Here is a 17,258-nt window from a genome sequence, read left to right as displayed (position 1 = left end):
ACCAGCCATTTATAGGTTTTTAACCTAAATATTCGATGATAGATAAGCCACCATTATAATCGGTGCTGTAGATAATCCCCTGGGCATCAACAAACACATCACACGACTGAATGACTTGTGGGCGACCGGGTCGCTTATCCATCATTTTTTCCGGCGCAGCGGGCACTAAAGCCCCCGTCTCTTTCGGCTGATAAGGGTTGCTGATGTCATAAGCACGAACCCCGGCATTCTGGTAAGTTGCAAAAATCAGTGATGAGCTGATAAAACTACCAGGCCGGTTCTCATGCAAATTATGTGGGCCAAAATGAGCGCCTTTTTTCACATAATCCTGCTCATCAGGCACCGGGAAGGTTGAGATACTCACCGGATTGCTCGGCTCACGAATATCGAATAACCAAATATGCTTCTCGCCATCCTCTTGGTTATCCAGCACCGCTTCATCCAGCACCACCAATAAATCGCGGTCGGGCAGGGGCAATGCAGTATGTGTGCCACCGCCAAATGGTGGGCTCCAGTTACGATGACTGATAAGCGTTGGCTCAGAGCGGTCGCTGACATCTAACAAGGTTAGGCCGCCATCGCGCCAACTGCCATATGCAGTGTCGCCGCTGATAATGGCATGATGCAATGCATAGCGTTTGCCGTCTGGCCAAGTGGCTTGCTCACCCGCCGCAGTATGCATGCCGGGTAAAGCATAACGGCCAGCAACCTGCGGTTTTTGCGGGTCAGCCAAGTCAATGGTGAGAAAGATATAATCACTGTAACCATCTAACAGCGCCGAAACATAAGCCCAACGCCCGCCGACATACCAGATTCGGTGGATACCAATGCCGTCAAGTGGCAGGAAACTTATCTCGCGCGGCTTATCCGGTGTCGAAATATCAAAAATGCGTAAACCGGCACTCCAACCGCGGCCTTCTTGCTGGGTACTGACCGTTTGGGCAACTGACTGGGTGTAATACACTTTTTCTTCGGCAAAACTGGCGTCAGCGAAGAGGTCACGAGCATTAATCACCAGTAACAGGTCATCATGGGCTTGTAAGTGCACATTCCAGGTATTGGGTGGTGCGGCAATAAAACCCGCGGGGCGGGGATTTTTGGCATCTCGAACATCAATAATTGAGACACCCTGCGACACCATATGGCCGACATAGGCGTAACCGCGATGCACCATCACCTGCACACCATCTGGTTTGCCGCCCTGATCGCTATGACCAATCAGCCGCATATTGCGGCTGTATTCTGGTGTCGGCAAGACTCCTTGCGCTGCCATTTATTTCACTCCAAATCGATTAACCACATTGATTTTTACGGGTTCATTACTGACCGTTCTTGGCCGCAAGGGTAGCAAACCAAGGCGAGTTGAAATCATCAGATTGGCCCCAGCCAGGGATAATTTTACTCAAACCAGCAACGTTAACCGGGCCGGGTTGGCTTGCCAACAGGGCTTGTGGAATAGAGGCTGCACGGAATTCATAGCTAGCGGGGGTTTCTTCACCAGCAATCTTCTTGGCAATCAGGCGCAAGTTAACCGCCCCAATGAGCTTAGGATCGACAGCAACACTGACTTTCCATGGGCTATTAGCTTCACGCATCAGTTGTAAATCTTGATTCGAGATATCAATGCTGTACAGCTTGATTTCAGTACGGCCATTTTCCTGCAAGGCTTTATAAGCGCCCTGAGTAAAGGCATCCCAAGTTCCCCAGATAGCGTCGATCTTACCTTTTGGGTATTTTGCCAAGACGGCACCCACTTTATTCGCGGTATCACCTTGAACATCAGATGAAACAGCACCAATAGACTCCAGTTCAACAATGCCCGGATTCTGTTTTAGTAATGTCTGATAAGCGGCCTGGCGACGTTCCATTGGTGGGAAACCGGCTACCCAGAGTTTAATAATATTTGCTTTCCCGTTGAAATCTTTGACTAATTGACCGAAAGATTCATTGGTCAAGGAGGCGTCGTCTTGTTGAGTCACAGTTAAGCCGGGGATATCGCCCTGAATGGCGGTATCAAATACAGACACCGCAATGCCGCTGGCGGCAATACGTTTAACCAGTTCAGTTGAGTAAGGGTCACGGCCTTGGGAAAGGATAATTCCATCATATTTTTGGCTAATAGCTTGGTTAACAAAGTCCTGAAAACGTGCATCATCGCCATTACTCAAGAAAGTATCGACTTTGAAACCGAGCTTTTTGCCCTCTTTTAATACACCTGACAAGAACTGTGTTGTGTTGTCGTCAGAACCCAAATTACGAATTACCGCAATTTTAATCTGCCCTTCATGGTTGGCTATCGCGTCTGGAATTGGGGCTACTGTGGCGGTGTCCGCAGCGAATACTGGCAGTGCCGTCAATAGGCTCAGGGCCAGTAATGGGGAAGAAAATTTTTTCATCTGGAACTCCGTCATGGTGTTGATATGTTATGCAATGTGTACGTTGCTATCATTGTTATGGCTATCTTTGTGTCTAGACGTCTATCTGTCTCTGTGGAACATCATAACCATAACTATTTAGATAAGGAATTAACTTTGTTATGAATTTTTGGATTGCCTTATGTCTTTTAGTTTGGATAGCTGAAATAAACAGCGAAAGACGGAGAGGGGGTGAGTATAATGAGAGCAAATAATACCAATAACCTTTTTGTTTTAGTGGTTTTATTTCAATAGAAGTTTTATGGTCTATTTTTATTACAACGAACATCAGGGTTAATATTTTATTTCACTGCATACTCATGACTGGTATTCTAAATAGACCTGAGCCACAACAATAAAATAAAAGATGTTAACTGTCATGAAATGAGTCAATTTTCATCGTTTTAAGTTTAATGATTTTTAAAGGATTAAAGTCACTATGGGTAAAATTAGCAACCTATATAAATTCAGGAAAGATGGCGTTGAGATGGCGAAAATGGATTTAGATTATCTTATCAATAATGGATTTATTGATAACCCTATTTGCCGCTATATGTCGCGTAGTGAGTTCTTCTTTCTATTTTTTCGTTATTTATTCGCATTAATGGTTATTGTGTTTCTGGTGACGATTTTATTTCCTGATTTGACTGATGACGTTTTGTATCTTTCAGTTTCGTCCTTCTTTCCCGTACTTTCATTGGTGTTGTTGCTACCTTGTTCATACCGTTTGGCGAGCCAAAAGTTAAGTCCCTGTTTATTGATGTTCCACTTTCTTCCGTTCGCTTATTGTTTTTTGCACGGCGTACTGATGTTTTTCTTGTTGGGTTCATTTTTACTTTATCTGATACTTATCAATATTTTTGATATAAAACCACTCGCATGTGAACGTAGAAAACAATGGGCTTCTGCCTTACCTAACGAATATCCATTCAGATTGGCACTGATCAGCTTTAGTTTATTATATCTAAGCTTTTTTCTATTATTTGAGTTAGATGATGCCATTATTGCGTTAATGATGTTGTCGTGGATTTTCTTTTTACTGGCTAAATGGTATTGGCCGGTGGTGGCATTGAATATCGTGGGGGCCGTTGGTTTATTCTGGTTTTTCTCGTCAGGATTTGTGGAAGTAAAACATCATAAGAATATTATTATTGATGCACTTATTAAGATTTCTTTACTGGACAGTATTTTATTTTTAATTTTCTCACTCAGTTTATTTATTAATATCCTATTTTGGTTGGAAGCTCGGCAACGTGAGCAGCAACCTATCACGCATAGAGAGTAACGGTCAGATTTCAATCAATATGTTGGCAATAAAAAGCCAGTCAGGACTCCCATGACTGGCTTTTTCGTCTTCTAGCTCGATATTACTTTACTTGCATGCCGGGTTGAGCACCACTGTCCGGACTAAGCAGGAAGATATCGTTGCCGCCAGGGCCGGCTGCCATCACCATACCCTCTGAAATACCAAAGCGCATTTTACGTGGAGCCAGGTTTGCCACCATCATGGTGAGTCGACCTTCTAAGACTTTCGGATCAGGGTAAGCCGAACGAATGCCAGAGAAGACCTGACGCGTTTCACCGCCGAGATTCAGTTTTAGTTTCAGTAATTTATCTGAACCCTCGACAAAATCTGCTTGTTCAATCAGCGCGATACGCATATCCACTTTAGCAAAATCATCAAAACTGATGGTTTCCTGGATCGGGTCATCGGCTAATGGACCGGTTACCGTCACTGCTGTTGCAGCCATATCTTCTTTAGAAGAAGCGACCATATCGTTCACCTTATCCAAATCAATACGGTTAAATAGCGCTTTAAAAGTATTAATCTGATGACCTAACAGGGGGTGTTCGATGCTATCCCAAGTTAATTCAGTGTTGAGGAAAGCTTCGGTACGTTCGGTCAGCGCAGGTAGCACCGGCTTGAGGTAAGTCATCAAGACCCGGAACAGGTTGATGCCCATGGAGCAAATAGCTTGCAAGTCAGCATCACGGCCTTCTTCTTTCGCCACAACCCAAGGAGCCTGTTCATCAACATAACGGTTGGCAACATCGGCCAGCGCCATAATTTCACGAATCGCTTTGCTTGATTCGCGGCTATTATAAGCATCCGCAATACTGACGGCGGCATCTGTAAAGGTTTTATATAATTCAGGTGAAGCAAGGTTCCCGGCTAACTTACCAGCAAAACGCTTGTTAATAAAACCGGCATTACGGGAAGCCAGATTGACCACTTTATTGACGATATCGGCATTAACGCGCTGGACAAAATCTTCCAGATTCAAATCGATATCATCAATACGTGAAGAGAGCTTGGCGGCGTAGTAATAACGCAGGCAATCGGCATCCAGATGTTTCAGGTAAGTGCCCGCTTTAATGAATGTGCCACGGGATTTCGACATTTTTGCGCCGTTTACCGTGACATAACCATGGACGAACAGATTGGTTGGCTTGCGGAAGTTACTGCCCTCCAACATGGCTGGCCAGAACAAGCTATGGAAGTAAACAATGTCTTTACCGATGAAATGATACAGATCGGTTGTAGAATCTTTACGCCAGAACTCATCAAAATCTAAATCGCCGCGCTTATCGCACAGATTTTTGAATGCGCCCATATAGCCGATAGGGGCATCAAGCCAGACGTAGAAATATTTACCTGGCGCATCGGGGATTTCAAAACCAAAGTAAGGCGCATCACGGGAGATATCCCACTGTTGCAGGCCCGACTCAAACCATTCCTGCATTTTATTCGCAACTTGTTCTTGCAGTGCGCCAGAACGTGTCCAGGCTTGCAACATATCGCTGAAAGCAGGTAAGTCGAAGAAGAAATGCTCAGATTCGCGCATGACCGGCGTAGCACCGGAAACCGCAGATTTTGGGTCAATAAGTTCAGTCGGGCTGTAGGTTGCGCCACAAACTTCGCAGTTATCGCCATATTGATCCGGCGCTTTACACTTCGGACAAGTGCCTTTCACAAAGCGATCGGGCAGAAACATACCTTTCTCAGGGTCATAGAGCTGAGAAATAGTCCGATTTTTGATATGACCGTTCGCTTTTAGGCGGCCGTATATCAGGCTCGACAGTTCACGGTTTTCATCACTGTGAGTCGAGTGATAGTTATCATAACTGATAGCGAAACCGGCGAAATCTTGTTGGTGCTCCTGGCTCATTTCGGCAATCATCTGCTCTGGTTCGATACCCAATTGCTGAGCTTTTAGCATGATTGGGGTGCCGTGGGCATCATCTGCACAGATAAAATGAACCTGGTTGCCGCGCATTCGCTGGAAACGGACCCATACGTCTGCCTGGATGTGCTCGAGCATGTGACCGAGATGTATAGAACCGTTAGCGTATGGTAGCGCGCACGTCACCAATATTTTTTTCGCGACTTGAGCCATAGTGGGAAATTGCTTTCTTTATGTCGATTAAAGGGTCTTTGATGTTAACCGATATACCGGCTCGTCGCTAGGGTAGGAAACCTGCACTTTGCCTTAAGTTATAATCGATTTACTTTGACGACACAGGCATGACGGAGTTCTGGTACACTATATACTCGTCATACTTCAAGCTGCATGAGCGTTGGCTGCTCTCATTCACCCGAATTATTGACTGGAGTCAACTCATCGGGATTTATTCAATTGCCGCCTTCCTGCAACTCGAATTATTTAGAGTATATTTTGGTTAAAAACGATTGTTGGTTAATAACGATAAATACAAGGAGCCGGGATGAGCCAAAAATCCCCCGAGCAGACCACCCCTGACCTGCTGCAATTACAAATTTCAAAGGTTCTTGCTGCCTTTAAACACCCAACCTTGCAAAAGAGCCTAACTGAGTTGCGCGCTATTCATCACTGTGCCCTATTGGACAATGTGCTGCATATCGAGCTGGTGATGCCTTTTGCCTGGCAATTTGGTTTTGATGCATTGAAAGAGTCGGCCAGCGGAGAATTGCTGGCAGTGACCGGTGCTAAGGCCATTGACTGGAAACTTTCTCATAATATCACCACGCTAAAACGCGCCAATGATCAACCGGGCGTCAAAGGCGTGCGCAACATTGTCGCGGTCAGTTCCGGTAAAGGCGGGGTGGGGAAATCCAGCACCGCTGTGAACCTGGCATTGGCCTTGGCGGAGGAAGGCGCAAAAGTCGGTATTCTGGATGCTGATATTTATGGCCCCTCCATCCCAAATATGTTGGGCACCACCCAGCAGCGGCCAACATCCCCTGATGGCAAACATATGGCACCGATTATGGCCCATGGTATTGCCACTAACTCGATTGGCTATTTGGTGACTGACGAAAACGCGATGGTGTGGCGCGGCCCGATGGCCAGCAAGGCCTTAATGCAGATGCTGCAAGATACCTTATGGCCGGATTTGGATTATTTGGTCATTGATATGCCGCCAGGTACCGGTGATATCCAACTGACGCTGTCACAGAATATTCCAGTCACCGGTGCGCTGGTGGTGACCACGCCACAGGATATTGCCCTGATTGATGCCATGAAAGGCATTGTGATGTTTGAGAAAGTGCATGTGCCGGTGCTGGGTATTATTGAGAATATGAGCATGCATATTTGCAGTAATTGTGGCCATCTGGAACCTATTTTTGGTACCGGCGGGGCAGAGAAACTGGCGCAGAAATATCATTGCAAACTACTGGGCCAAATTCCGCTGCATATTTCACTGCGCGAAGACCTCGACCGCGGCGAGCCAACGGTTGTTAGTCATCCTGATAGCGAATTTGCTGATATCTATCGCCAACTGGCATCCAACGTTGCGGCAGAAATGTACTGGCAGGGCGAAGCGATTCCGACGGAAATTTCATTCCGCGCGGTGTAATTGCGGTTATTTGTCTCTCTAAAGTCTTTGGCGTTGCGCAGTCAACACCGCTGCAACGCCAAAGACGCAGGGTATTGTGCTGGCATCAAACCCGTTAACTCCTTATAATTGGCGCGATCGAAGCACTTAGCGTGCTTTGTCTCCCCTCACACTTCGTAATCAGGTCTTTAATTTTATGACTGACAAAGCACACCAGTGCGTCATTATCGGGATAGCGGGTGCCTCAGCCTCCGGAAAAAGTCTTATCGCCAGTACGCTGTATCGTGAATTGCGTGAACAGGTTGGTGACCAACATATTGGCGTCATTCCTGAGGATGGTTATTACAAAGACCAAAGTCACCTGTCAATGGAAGAGCGGGTCAAAACTAACTATGACCATCCCAGCGCCATGGACCACAATTTATTGTTGGAACATCTGCAATCACTGAAAGCAGGCAAGCCGATTGAACTGCCGCTCTACAGTTATACTGAGCACACGCGTAAAAAAGAAACCGTCCATTTAGAACCGAAAAAAGTGATTATTTTGGAAGGGATCTTACTGTTGACTGACATTCGTCTGCGCCAGGAAATGAACTTTTCTATCTTTGTTGACACCCCTTTGGATATCTGTTTGATGCGCCGTATGAAGCGTGATGTCAATGAACGTGGCCGTTCCATGGACTCCGTCATGGCTCAATATCAGAAAACAGTGCGCCCAATGTTCCTGCAGTTTATCGAGCCTTCCAAGCAATATGCTGACATTATCGTTCCGCGCGGCGGCAAAAACCGTATTGCGATCGATATTCTAAAAGCGAAAATTAGCCAGTTCTTTGAGTAATGTTCGTCTGGATCTTTGCTTCTTAATATGGCAGCTTTCATAGTATGCAAGCTGTAACATGCGAATTTTGATGGAGATTTTAGCAATGAGACTGTGCGACCGTGACATAGAAGCTTGGCTGGACAGCGGTAAATTGGGGATTGACCCCCGCCCGCCAGTAGAACGTATTAATGGTGCGACAGTCGATGTCCGCTTAGGGAATAAATTTCGTGTCTTCCTCGGGCATACTGCGGGTTTTATTGACTTAAGCGGCCCGAAAGATGAAGTCAGCGCAGCGCTGGAACGGGTCATGAGTGATGAAATCATTCTGCCTGAAGGAGAAGCATTCTTCCTGCATCCCGGTGAGTTGGCGCTGGCGGTTACACTGGAATCAGTGACTATTCCCGATGATTTGGTCGGCTGGCTTGATGGCCGCTCTTCCTTGGCCCGCCTTGGATTGATGGTGCATGTGACCGCCCACAGGATAGATCCCGGCTGGCAAGGTAGGATTGTGCTGGAGTTCTATAATTCAGGTAAGCTGCCATTGGCACTGCGCCCTGGCATGCTGATTGGTGCGCTGAGTTTTGAGCCACTCTCAGGCCCCGCTGCCCGCCCTTATAATAGCCGTCAGGATGCCAAATATCGTGGCCAACAAGGTGCTGTAGCCAGCCGTATTGATAAAGATTAGTCCTTTTCTCGCTGAGATTTTCGCCTGATAAGGCTTGTAGCTTGATAAGACTTTTAACTTGATAAGACCTTTAGCTTAATAAGACAAGAGGATGTCATGAGACGATTACTAACGACGTTGATTATCCTGCTGGTTGTGCTGGTGGCAGGAATGAGCGCATTGGTATTGCTAGTAAATCCTAATGACTTTCGTGCTTATATGGTCAAACAGGTTGAAAGAAAAAGTGGCTATCATCTGCAACTGGACGGTGATTTACGTTGGCATGTCTGGCCTCAACTTAGCATCATTGCGGGTCGGACTGCGTTAACGGCCCCCGGTGCTGCTGCGCCGGTAGTCAGTGCTGAAAATATGCGCCTGGATGTTAAGCTCTGGCCACTGTTATCGCATCAGCTTGATGTTAAACAGGTCATGCTAAAAGGTGCGGTTATCCGTTTAACGCCGGATAGTGAGGCACAGCAGGAACCAGGGGCGCCGGTTGCGCCAGCGGGTAATGCACCTCTTGATGAACATCGCGCCTGGAAACTCGATATCAATAAAGTCCAGGTTGCTGACAGTCTGCTAATTTGGCAACGGTCAGATAATGATCAAGTGAATGTTCGCGATATTAATCTTGAACTTAGCCAAGACCCTCAACGACAAGTCCATATAACACTCGACAGCCGTGTTAACCGCAATCAGCGGGATGTCACTTTCTCCTTGGTTGCCGACGCCGATATGCGCCATTATCCACAGCAGTTCAGCGCGAATATCAGCCAATTCACCTATAAATTGGAAGGTGCAGATATTCCTGTCGGTGGTGTGAGCGGCGAGGGGACATTAGAAGCCAGTTATCAACGCGATATTCAGCAATTGTTGCTCAATAAACTGAGTTTCAAGGCAAATAATAACCAACTGACAGGCAGTGCCAAAGCGACTTTTGGCCCAGTTCCTGAGTATGTTATTAATTTGGCTGCTGATAATCTCAACTTGGATTCCATTTTCGGTTGGCAACCCAAGAGCATCGCCGACACTAAAGCCACGGCCAAAGCGGCGACGGTAACCGCACCAGTTATTGCTATTCAAGTCGATGATGATGTTGGGCAGGATTTACAGGCATTCCGTGATTTTTCGGCGCAAATGACACTGACTGCGAATAATGTGGTTTATCGTGCAATAAAAGTCAGCCAATTTAATTTACAAGCATCAAACCAACAAGGTGATGTCCAGATTAGCCGTTTAACGGGCAGCGCTTTGGGCGGTGATTTTTCACTGCCGGGTTCACTGGATGTCACGGGCAAGAAAATCCTCACCGCGATTAATCCGGTGATAAACCATATGGAATTAGGGCCGGTATTAGCGGCAGCAGATTTACCGCAGATGATGACTGGTAAATTCTCCATGAAAGCGCAGTTGTCCGGCGATGGCATTAATGTTAAGGCATTCACTCATCGTTGGAAGGGGGATGCGCAGTTCAGCATGAATGATGCAAGGTTAGAGGGGCTGAATATTCAGAAACTCATTCAGCAGGCGGTCACTCGTAGTTCCAATGATGTTAAAGCTCAAGACCGCGATGAGCGCTATACCGCGGTTAAACAGCTGCAAGCAAATTTGACTCTGAACAAAGGGCGGATGAATGTCAGCAATCTGGTTGCAGACTCTACTTTGATTGCGATTAAAGGCAGCGGAGAACTCAATCTACCGGCGAAGCAAGCTGACATGAATCTGTCAGTACGTGTGATGCAAGGTTGGAGCGGGCAAGATAGCTTGGTCAAAATGCTGCAAAATACGGACATTCCACTGCGTATTTATGGTCCATGGGCTCAACTCAGCTATCAACTGAATGTTGAGCAGCTTTTGCGGAATGAATTACAACAGCGGGCTAAAAAAGCACTCAGTGATTGGGCTGAACGTACTCAGCAGAGCCGCGGAAGTAAGGATCTTAAGAAGCTGATTGATAAGCTTTAAAAAAGAGCGCCATCTTCGATAGCAATGATAGTTATCGGAGGTGGTGGTCTGACTTTGTTATTCTTCAGTTATAATATTGTTCTCCAATGTCGCCTTTCTAAACATAAAATCCTCTCTCTTGCTCACAAACTAACATTTGTTTCTAAAATCTCTGCGAATCATTGATAGATGTCATAAACTCGCCCATGGACTTTGGGCAGAGTGCAGAGCAATTTCCGTGTTTTAACAATTTATGTTTTAACAATTTATGTTTTAACAATCTGTATCTCAATAATCCGTGTCTTAACAACAATAATGATTTACACCCCAAGTAATTAGCGGGCCACTAGCGGTGCGGTGGTGTTGAAAACGCTGGGTATTCAGCAACAGGCGAGTTTTCGGTAAGAGAGGGTATATGTTAGATCTTTTGATTGGGGTTGTAGTGGCCATTGGTGTTGGCCGTTATATTATTAAAGGCTACTCAGCCACCGGCGTACTCATGGTCGGCGGCTTATTGTTATTAGCTATCAGCGCCCTGATGGGCAAAAACGTGTTACCCGCCAGTGCGACGCCAACTGGTTGGCGGGCGACAGACATTGTTGAGTACGTCAAAATCTTGCTGATGAGCCGTGGTGGCGACCTCGGTATGATGATCATGATGTTATGTGGCTTTGCCGCGTATATGACCCACATTGGCGCGAATGATGTGGTGGTTAAGATTGCATCCAAACCACTACAAATGATCAACTCCCCGTATTTATTGATGGTCGCGGCCTATATTGTGGCCTGTTTGATGTCTTTGGCGGTGTCATCGGCAACCGGGTTGGGCGTATTATTGATGGCGACATTGTTCCCAGTGATGGTTAACGTGGGTATCAGTCGGGGGGCTGCTGCCGCAATTTGTGCATCACCCGCAGCTATCATTCTGGCCCCCACCTCTGGCGATGTTGTGCTGGCAGCAAAAGCCTCTGAAATGCCGCTGGTCGATTTTGCTTTTAAAACCACATTACCCATCTCCATTGCGGCGATTGTCTGCATGGCTATTGCTCACTTTTTCTGGCAGCGTTATCTGGATAGCAAAAGCCAGGAAAAGCATGAAATGATGGATGTTAATGACATCACGACCAATGCCCCGAGTTTTTACGCCATTTTACCTTTCACACCTATTATTGGTGTGCTGATATTTGATGGCAAATGGGGGCCGGAACTACACATCATTACGGTATTGGTCATCTGTATGCTGATTGCTGCAGTGATTGAGTTCTTGCGCAGTTTCAATGCAAAAACGGTCTTTACCGGACTCGAGGTTGCTTATCGGGGGATGGCTGATGCATTCGCGACAGTGGTCATGCTGTTAGTTGCTGCTGGGGTATTTGCGCAGGGTTTGAGTACCGTTGGTTTTATCAGCGGGCTGATTGGATTGGCACAATCATTCGGCACAGGTGGCATTATTATGATGCTGGTATTGGTCACTATCACCATGCTGGCGGCGATGACGACCGGCTCAGGTAATGCGCCATTCTATGCATTTGTTGAATTGATCCCGAAACTGGCAGGACAAATGGGAATTAACCCGGCTTATCTGGTGATCCCAATGCTACAAGCTTCAAATTTGGGGCGTACATTGTCCCCGGTTTCTGGCGTGGTAGTTGCGGTGGCGGGGATGGCAAAAATCTCACCTTTCGAAGTAGTGAAACGCACCTCAGTTCCGGTATTAGTTGGGCTAGTGGTGGTGATTGTCGCTACTGAAATTCTGGTTCCTGTGCACTTATAACATCTAAAAATTGTCATAAAAAGCACAAATAATGATAAAAAAACCGGGTAGCAATAAGCAACCCGGTTCTATTTTTATCATTCACATGGCCAATTTCTGCGGCCTAAATATTACGCTACCCACTAATTACACTTCATAATCAGGATCCGGAACCTTCAGTGGCGTTATCTTCACCTTTAAGATGCGGTGACTGCTCACCTCAAGAGGTTCGAACAGATAGTCACCAATTTTCAGTTGCTCACCGACCTGAGGGATCCGCTGGGTATACTCCATCAATAATCCAGCCAATGTATGATATTCACGTTTGTCATCAATCGGCAGTGGTAGATAGAGCACCAAATCTTCCAACGGCATATAGCCATTGGCTATCCAGCAGCCATCATCGGTTTGTTGAATATCATGACGGGCATCTAATTCCTCACCTGCAACAGGCAGATTACCCGCAATGGTTTCCATCACATCGGTCAGCGTCACCACCCCTTCGATAGAGCCGAATTCATCCACCACGAAGGCAAAATGGGTCTGTGCCTGGCGGAATTGCTCAAGCGCCATCAGCAAAGAGACTTGCTCAGGGAAAATTAAAGGCTGACGAATCAATGCTCGCAAGTCGAGTTTTTCATTGGTTAACTGTTGCTTCAACAAATCAATGACATGAATAACGCCGAGCGGTTCATCTGTTGAACTATCTTCGGTGACGACAATTCGGGTATGCATATTCTTCGTTAGCAACTGAGTCAATTTTTCTGGCGGATCATTCAAGTCGAGATACTCAACATCATGGCGTGAGGTCATGATGCTACTCACCGTCCGCTGTGCCAGCCCTAACACCCGCTCAATCATCCGGCGTTCTTGTTGGTTGAACACCTCTTGACCCACCCGAGTATTATCAGCAATCAGATTAGCTGTATGGTTATCCAATTCAGCTTCTTCATGCTTGCCACTGAGCATACGCAGCACCGCTTCTGCTGTCCTTTCACGTAAAGGACGGACAGTCGATAGGAAGCGGCGGCGGTTGAATTGTGCAAACTGATTCAGTGATTCAATAATGACTGAGAAACCAATAGCCGCATACAGATAACCTTTCGGAATACGGTAACCAAAGCCTTCAGCCACTAAACTGAAACCTATCATCAGCAAGAAGCTCAAACAGAGAATGACAATCGTTGGATGCGCATTCACGAAGCGAGTCAATGGCTTACTGGCTAATAGCATCAGGCCAATTGCAATACAGACCGCAGCCATCATGACCGCCAGATGATCGACCATGCCGACGGCGGTAATCACCGAATCGAGGGAGAAAATAGCATCCAACACCACGATTTGTGCCACGACAGGCCAAAAACGAGCGCCTTTGCGCTGCTGATTTTGTTGATGATCCTTACCCTCAAGGCGCTCATTGAGCTCCATGGTGGCTTTGAATAACAAGAATATCCCACCGATTAGCATGATCAAGTCACGAGCGCTGAATGGATGCCCAGAAAGTGTGACAAATGGCGCAGTTAATGTCGCTAACCAAGAGATACTCGCCAATAACACCAAGCGCATCAGCAGTGCGCACAACAGCCCTGTTACTCTCGCTTTATCTCGTAAATGACGGGGTAGCTTCTCCGCCAAAATAGCAATAAATATTAGATTATCAATACCCAATACAATTTCGAGCACAACCAGCGTTGCTAGCCCCGCCCAAATAGTAGGATCTGCGATCCATTCCATATATCTAACTTCACCTTTTATTTCTATGAATTATGACACTAAAACGAATAATGGGCTTATAAGATCAAATTTTCAAATTTAATATAAGAAATAGCTGATATTCATGACAAGAAATACAAACGTAAAAAGGAAATCAATGAAGATAACGTAATGAAATAATTACGCTAATTTATAATTAGTGTGTCAACCAGATAAAGAGAGCTAACAGAATTCTCCTAGTTAAATTTAATATTCTATACTGGATAATCAGTAGAAATCATGATGAGTGTAAAGCGCCTATCCTGTCAAAAGTAGAACATGCCTTTATCAAAGAAAATTTAGACTTTTAGGGTTCTTGCCGTATCCCAAACGCCTGCGCCGTTGAAGGTTTTGTCAATGATTTACCCTTTTACTCTGAGTTTTCTGACCTGAGAAGTGTTGGTCAGTTGGAATACAGAGTGACACTCACGACAACGAAAACGGTTCTAGTTTTTAGGATTCTACCCATGGCGATAAACCAGAGCTGGATCATAACGGAAACAATAAATATTGCGTGGCCAGAGTAAACCTCAAAGGCCACATTATACATCGGATTTAACCGATTGGAGTTATCTTCTAATGAAGATAAAACAGCACTTTTAACACTTTGCTGTGCTCTGATTTTCCTCGTTCATTGACGTTTGAAGCTTTTGGTATTGCTTTATTAGAAGGTGCGATGCATGACAAACCTTTAATTTCAAGTGAAATAGAAACTAAGACAACATTTATTAATACCGGTCAATAGATAGGATTGCTTGTACCGCCATCAGATCCAAAAGCATTAAGAGCAGCGATGGATAACTTATGGGGTAATATTTGAGCTATCTGAAAAATTAGGACGTAATTCAAGAACACGTTATTTAGAATATTTTATTTCTGAGAAAATAGTGTCTGGTTATATTGTTCTCAATAATGAAATTATTGATAGATAATATTTCATTACATAATTTTATAAATTTTTTTGATAATGCAATGTTAATTCAGTCTGTCTGATGATTGACAAAAATGAGGTGTTTACAGGTATTTTAAGAATGTAATCAGAAAAATTCTGATGTAAACTTTGATGCGAGTAGATGGATAAGGGATAATCCCAGTTTATTTCGCCAAGTGTACAGAATTAATCCAACCAGATTTAACTGTTTAAAGTTGAAGAGGTCATAGCAATGAAGTGTTTGAAAGCCGTTATTCCTGTTGCCGGGCTTGGCACCCGCATGTTGCCAGCGACGAAGGCGATTCCGAAAGAAATGCTGCCAGTGGTTGATAAGCCTCTGATTCAATATATCGTAGATGAATGTGTTGCCGCCGGAGTCAAAGAGATCGTGCTGGTAAGCCATTCGTCCAAAAATGCGATAGAAAACCATTTTGATACCTCATTTGAATTGGAGGCGGCACTGGAGTCACGGGTTAAGCGGCAGTTATTAAAAGAGATTAAAAATATTTGCCCGCCCGATGTCACCATTATGCAAGTGCGCCAGGGCCATGCCAAAGGACTGGGGCACGCAGTACTTTGTGCTCAACCGATGGTGGGCGATAACCCATTTATTGTGCTGCTGCCAGATGTACTACTTGACGATTCAACAGCTGATTTGTCTAAAGAGAATCTTGCCAGTATGATTCAGCGCTTTGAGAAAACTGGGCATAGCCAAATCATGGTCGAGCCGGTGCCTCAAGCGGACGTTTCCAAGTACGGTATTGCTGATTGTGGCCATGTTGATTTAAAACCAGGTGAAAGCACCCTGATGACAGCTGTAGTAGAGAAGCCTTCTGTAGCTGATGCGCCTTCTAATCTTGCTGTGGTTGGGCGCTATGTGTTGTCTAAAGATATTTGGCCATTACTGAAAAAAACTCCGCGCGGTGCTGGCGATGAAATTCAGCTTACTGATGCCATTGCGATGTTAATGGAGCAAGAACCGGTTGAAGCTTTCCATATGACGGGTAAATCTCACGATTGCGGCGACAAATTAGGCTATATGAAAGCCTTTGTCACTTATGGCGTTCGCCATAACACCGAAGGTGAAAATTTTACTGCTTGGCTGAAAAAACAAATCGATTAATATCGATTTAGTGCCAGAATAGAGAATGATTTTAAATTTGCATTAAAAATCAGTAGGTTAATTATGACCAAATTGAAAGCAGTAATCCCTGTGGCCGGTTTAGGCATGAGAATGCTTCCCGCCACCAAAGCTATCCCCAAGGAAATGCTACCTATTGTCGATAAGCCATTAATCCAATATGTAGTTAATGAGTGTGTTGCTGCCGGTATTAAAGAAATTATTTTAATAACTCATTCGTCAAAGAATGCGGTAGAAAATCATTTTGATACTTCTTATGAGCTAGAGGCCATGCTGGAGGCGCGTGTTAAGCGCCAATTATTGGAAGAAGTGCAATCTATCTGCCCGCCGGGAGTGACGATTATGCACCTTCGCCAAGGGCATGCAGAAGGATTAGGCCATGCGGTATTATGTGCCAAACCACTGGTAGGGAATGAACCATTCGCGGTGTTGTTGCCGGATGTGCTGATTGATGACGCAATGTCGGATTTAACCCGAGATAATCTGGCTCAATTGGTTAAACGTTTCGAAGAAACCGGCAACAGCCAAGTATTAGTACATTCGGTTGAACCAGAGGCTTTATCAAACTACTCGGTCATTTCGTGTGAAAAAGCTGACTTGGAACCTGGTGAAAGTAGCCGTATTAAGGCCATGGTTGAAAAGCCGCAAAGCCCAGTTGACTTACAATCAAATCTTTCTGCTGTGGGGCGCTATGTCCTGTCCGCAGATATTTGGCCACTGTTGGAGCAAACCAAGCCCGGAGCTTGGGGGCGTATTCAACTGACAGATGCTATTGATGCTCTGGCTGAAGTTAAACCAGTAGAAGCTGTTGGATTAACTGGCAAGTCTTATAACTGTGGTGAGAAACTCGGTTATATGCAGGCATATGTTGCTTACGGTTTACGTCATCCAAAGCAAGGCGCTGAGTTTAAGGCCTGGTTGAAAGAATTTCTGGCGTAAGCCAATGTAGCGATATATGAAAAGCAATCTTGGTGATTGCTTTTTTTTTCTACAAACCAGCATGATAAATTAAATCACATTC

The 17,258-nt window shown here is 45.4% G+C and carries 12 protein-coding genes and 1 pseudogene; 8 read left to right on the top strand and 5 right to left on the bottom strand.

From position 1 onward, the window contains the following. Window positions 1–19: 19 nt before the first annotated feature. Window positions 20–1,273 (bottom strand): LVIVD repeat-containing protein, encoded by a 1,254-nt coding sequence (locus OVO64_RS10955; RefSeq protein ID WP_050291643.1) that lies wholly within the window; start codon window positions 1,271–1,273, stop codon window positions 20–22. Between the two features lie 46 nt (window positions 1,274–1,319). Then, complete coding sequence (locus OVO64_RS10950) at window positions 1,320–2,396, bottom strand: sugar ABC transporter substrate-binding protein (protein WP_186368325.1); 1,077 nt, start codon at window positions 2,394–2,396, stop codon at window positions 1,320–1,322. A 457-nt stretch (window positions 2,397–2,853) separates the two neighbouring features. Here OVO64_RS10950 and OVO64_RS10945 point away from each other — a divergent pair, with 457 nt between their 5' ends. Then, entirely contained in the window at window positions 2,854–3,699 is an 846-nt protein-coding gene (locus OVO64_RS10945) for a hypothetical protein (RefSeq protein WP_145509780.1), read from the top strand. An 82-nt stretch (window positions 3,700–3,781) separates the two neighbouring features. On the opposite strand, the gene metG is transcribed toward OVO64_RS10945, so the two are convergent. Further along, complete coding sequence (metG, locus tag OVO64_RS10940; protein ID WP_145509779.1) at window positions 3,782–5,812, bottom strand: methionine--tRNA ligase; 2,031 nt, start codon at window positions 5,810–5,812, stop codon at window positions 3,782–3,784. A 328-nt stretch (window positions 5,813–6,140) separates the two neighbouring features. On the opposite strand from metG, the gene apbC reads away from it, so the two are divergent. The 5 genes from apbC to dcuC all read left to right on the top strand — a co-directional run bounded on the left by apbC (window position 6,141) and on the right by dcuC (window position 12,434). Continuing rightward, a complete protein-coding gene (gene apbC / locus OVO64_RS10935) occupies window positions 6,141–7,253 on the top strand; it encodes an iron-sulfur cluster carrier protein ApbC (protein ID WP_050291644.1) in 1,113 nt (370 codons plus the stop codon). A gap of 175 nt (window positions 7,254–7,428) precedes the next feature. Next, window positions 7,429–8,070 (top strand): uridine kinase, encoded by a 642-nt coding sequence (gene udk, locus OVO64_RS10930; protein WP_005162352.1) that lies wholly within the window; start codon window positions 7,429–7,431, stop codon window positions 8,068–8,070. Window positions 8,071–8,155: 85 nt separating this feature from the next. Next, on the top strand, window positions 8,156–8,737 hold the full coding sequence (dcd, locus tag OVO64_RS10925) for a dCTP deaminase (protein ID WP_005168320.1): 582 nt from the start codon (window positions 8,156–8,158) through the stop codon (window positions 8,735–8,737). 96 nt (window positions 8,738–8,833) lie between these two features. Next, complete coding sequence (asmA, locus tag OVO64_RS10920) at window positions 8,834–10,681, top strand: outer membrane assembly protein AsmA (RefSeq protein WP_038634285.1); 1,848 nt, start codon at window positions 8,834–8,836, stop codon at window positions 10,679–10,681. A gap of 394 nt (window positions 10,682–11,075) precedes the next feature. Beyond that, the gene (gene dcuC / locus OVO64_RS10915; RefSeq protein ID WP_038634282.1) at window positions 11,076–12,434 is read left to right on the top strand and encodes an anaerobic C4-dicarboxylate transporter DcuC; all 1,359 of its coding nucleotides are present in this window, start codon (window positions 11,076–11,078) and stop codon (window positions 12,432–12,434) included. Window positions 12,435–12,560: 126 nt separating this feature from the next. Here the strand turns inward: dcuC and OVO64_RS10910 are convergent, their stop codons facing one another. Further along, window positions 12,561–14,147, bottom strand: coding sequence for a TerC family protein (locus OVO64_RS10910; RefSeq protein ID WP_038634279.1), 1,587 nt, complete (start codon window positions 14,145–14,147; stop codon window positions 12,561–12,563). A 320-nt stretch (window positions 14,148–14,467) separates the two neighbouring features. Next, window positions 14,468–14,674: pseudogene (locus OVO64_RS20625) on the bottom strand (IS1 family transposase); the annotation flags it as partial. 654 nt (window positions 14,675–15,328) lie between these two features. Here OVO64_RS20625 and galU (OVO64_RS10905) point away from each other — a divergent pair. Both galU (OVO64_RS10905) and galU (OVO64_RS10900) read left to right on the top strand, forming a co-directional pair. Beyond that, entirely contained in the window at window positions 15,329–16,219 is an 891-nt protein-coding gene (gene galU, locus OVO64_RS10905) for a UTP--glucose-1-phosphate uridylyltransferase GalU (protein WP_038634276.1), read from the top strand. A gap of 63 nt (window positions 16,220–16,282) precedes the next feature. Then, window positions 16,283–17,176: a UTP--glucose-1-phosphate uridylyltransferase GalU gene (galU, locus tag OVO64_RS10900; protein ID WP_038634273.1), complete on the top strand. Its 894-nt coding sequence runs from the start codon at window positions 16,283–16,285 to the stop codon at window positions 17,174–17,176. Window positions 17,177–17,258: the final 82 nt, after the last annotated feature.

This window comes from Yersinia sp. Marseille-Q5920 (genome assembly GCF_946902935.1).
In the GTDB taxonomy this organism is placed as follows: Bacteria; Pseudomonadota; Gammaproteobacteria; order Enterobacterales; family Enterobacteriaceae; genus Yersinia; species Yersinia rochesterensis.
The sequence above is the reverse complement of the archived record's forward strand: the minus strand, read 5'-3'. Positions and strand labels throughout refer to the sequence as shown.

Excerpts from the sequence above, each read along its gene's own strand:
- OVO64_RS10955 (WP_050291643.1), bottom strand. The coding sequence starts at position 1,273 with ATGGCAGCGCAAGGAGTCTTGCCGACACCAGAATACAGCCGCAATATG.
- OVO64_RS10950 (WP_186368325.1), bottom strand. The coding sequence starts at position 2,396 with ATGAAAAAATTTTCTTCCCCATTACTGGCCCTGAGCCTATTGACGGCA.
- OVO64_RS10945 (WP_145509780.1), top strand. The coding sequence starts at position 2,854 with ATGGGTAAAATTAGCAACCTATATAAATTCAGGAAAGATGGCGTTGAG.
- metG (WP_145509779.1), bottom strand. The coding sequence starts at position 5,812 with ATGGCTCAAGTCGCGAAAAAAATATTGGTGACGTGCGCGCTACCATAC.
- apbC (WP_050291644.1), top strand. The coding sequence starts at position 6,141 with ATGAGCCAAAAATCCCCCGAGCAGACCACCCCTGACCTGCTGCAATTA.
- udk (WP_005162352.1), top strand. The coding sequence starts at position 7,429 with ATGACTGACAAAGCACACCAGTGCGTCATTATCGGGATAGCGGGTGCC.
- dcd (WP_005168320.1), top strand. The coding sequence starts at position 8,156 with ATGAGACTGTGCGACCGTGACATAGAAGCTTGGCTGGACAGCGGTAAA.
- asmA (WP_038634285.1), top strand. The coding sequence starts at position 8,834 with ATGAGACGATTACTAACGACGTTGATTATCCTGCTGGTTGTGCTGGTG.
- dcuC (WP_038634282.1), top strand. The coding sequence starts at position 11,076 with ATGTTAGATCTTTTGATTGGGGTTGTAGTGGCCATTGGTGTTGGCCGT.
- OVO64_RS10910 (WP_038634279.1), bottom strand. The coding sequence starts at position 14,147 with ATGGAATGGATCGCAGATCCTACTATTTGGGCGGGGCTAGCAACGCTG.
- galU (WP_038634276.1), top strand. The coding sequence starts at position 15,329 with ATGAAGTGTTTGAAAGCCGTTATTCCTGTTGCCGGGCTTGGCACCCGC.
- galU (WP_038634273.1), top strand. The coding sequence starts at position 16,283 with ATGACCAAATTGAAAGCAGTAATCCCTGTGGCCGGTTTAGGCATGAGA.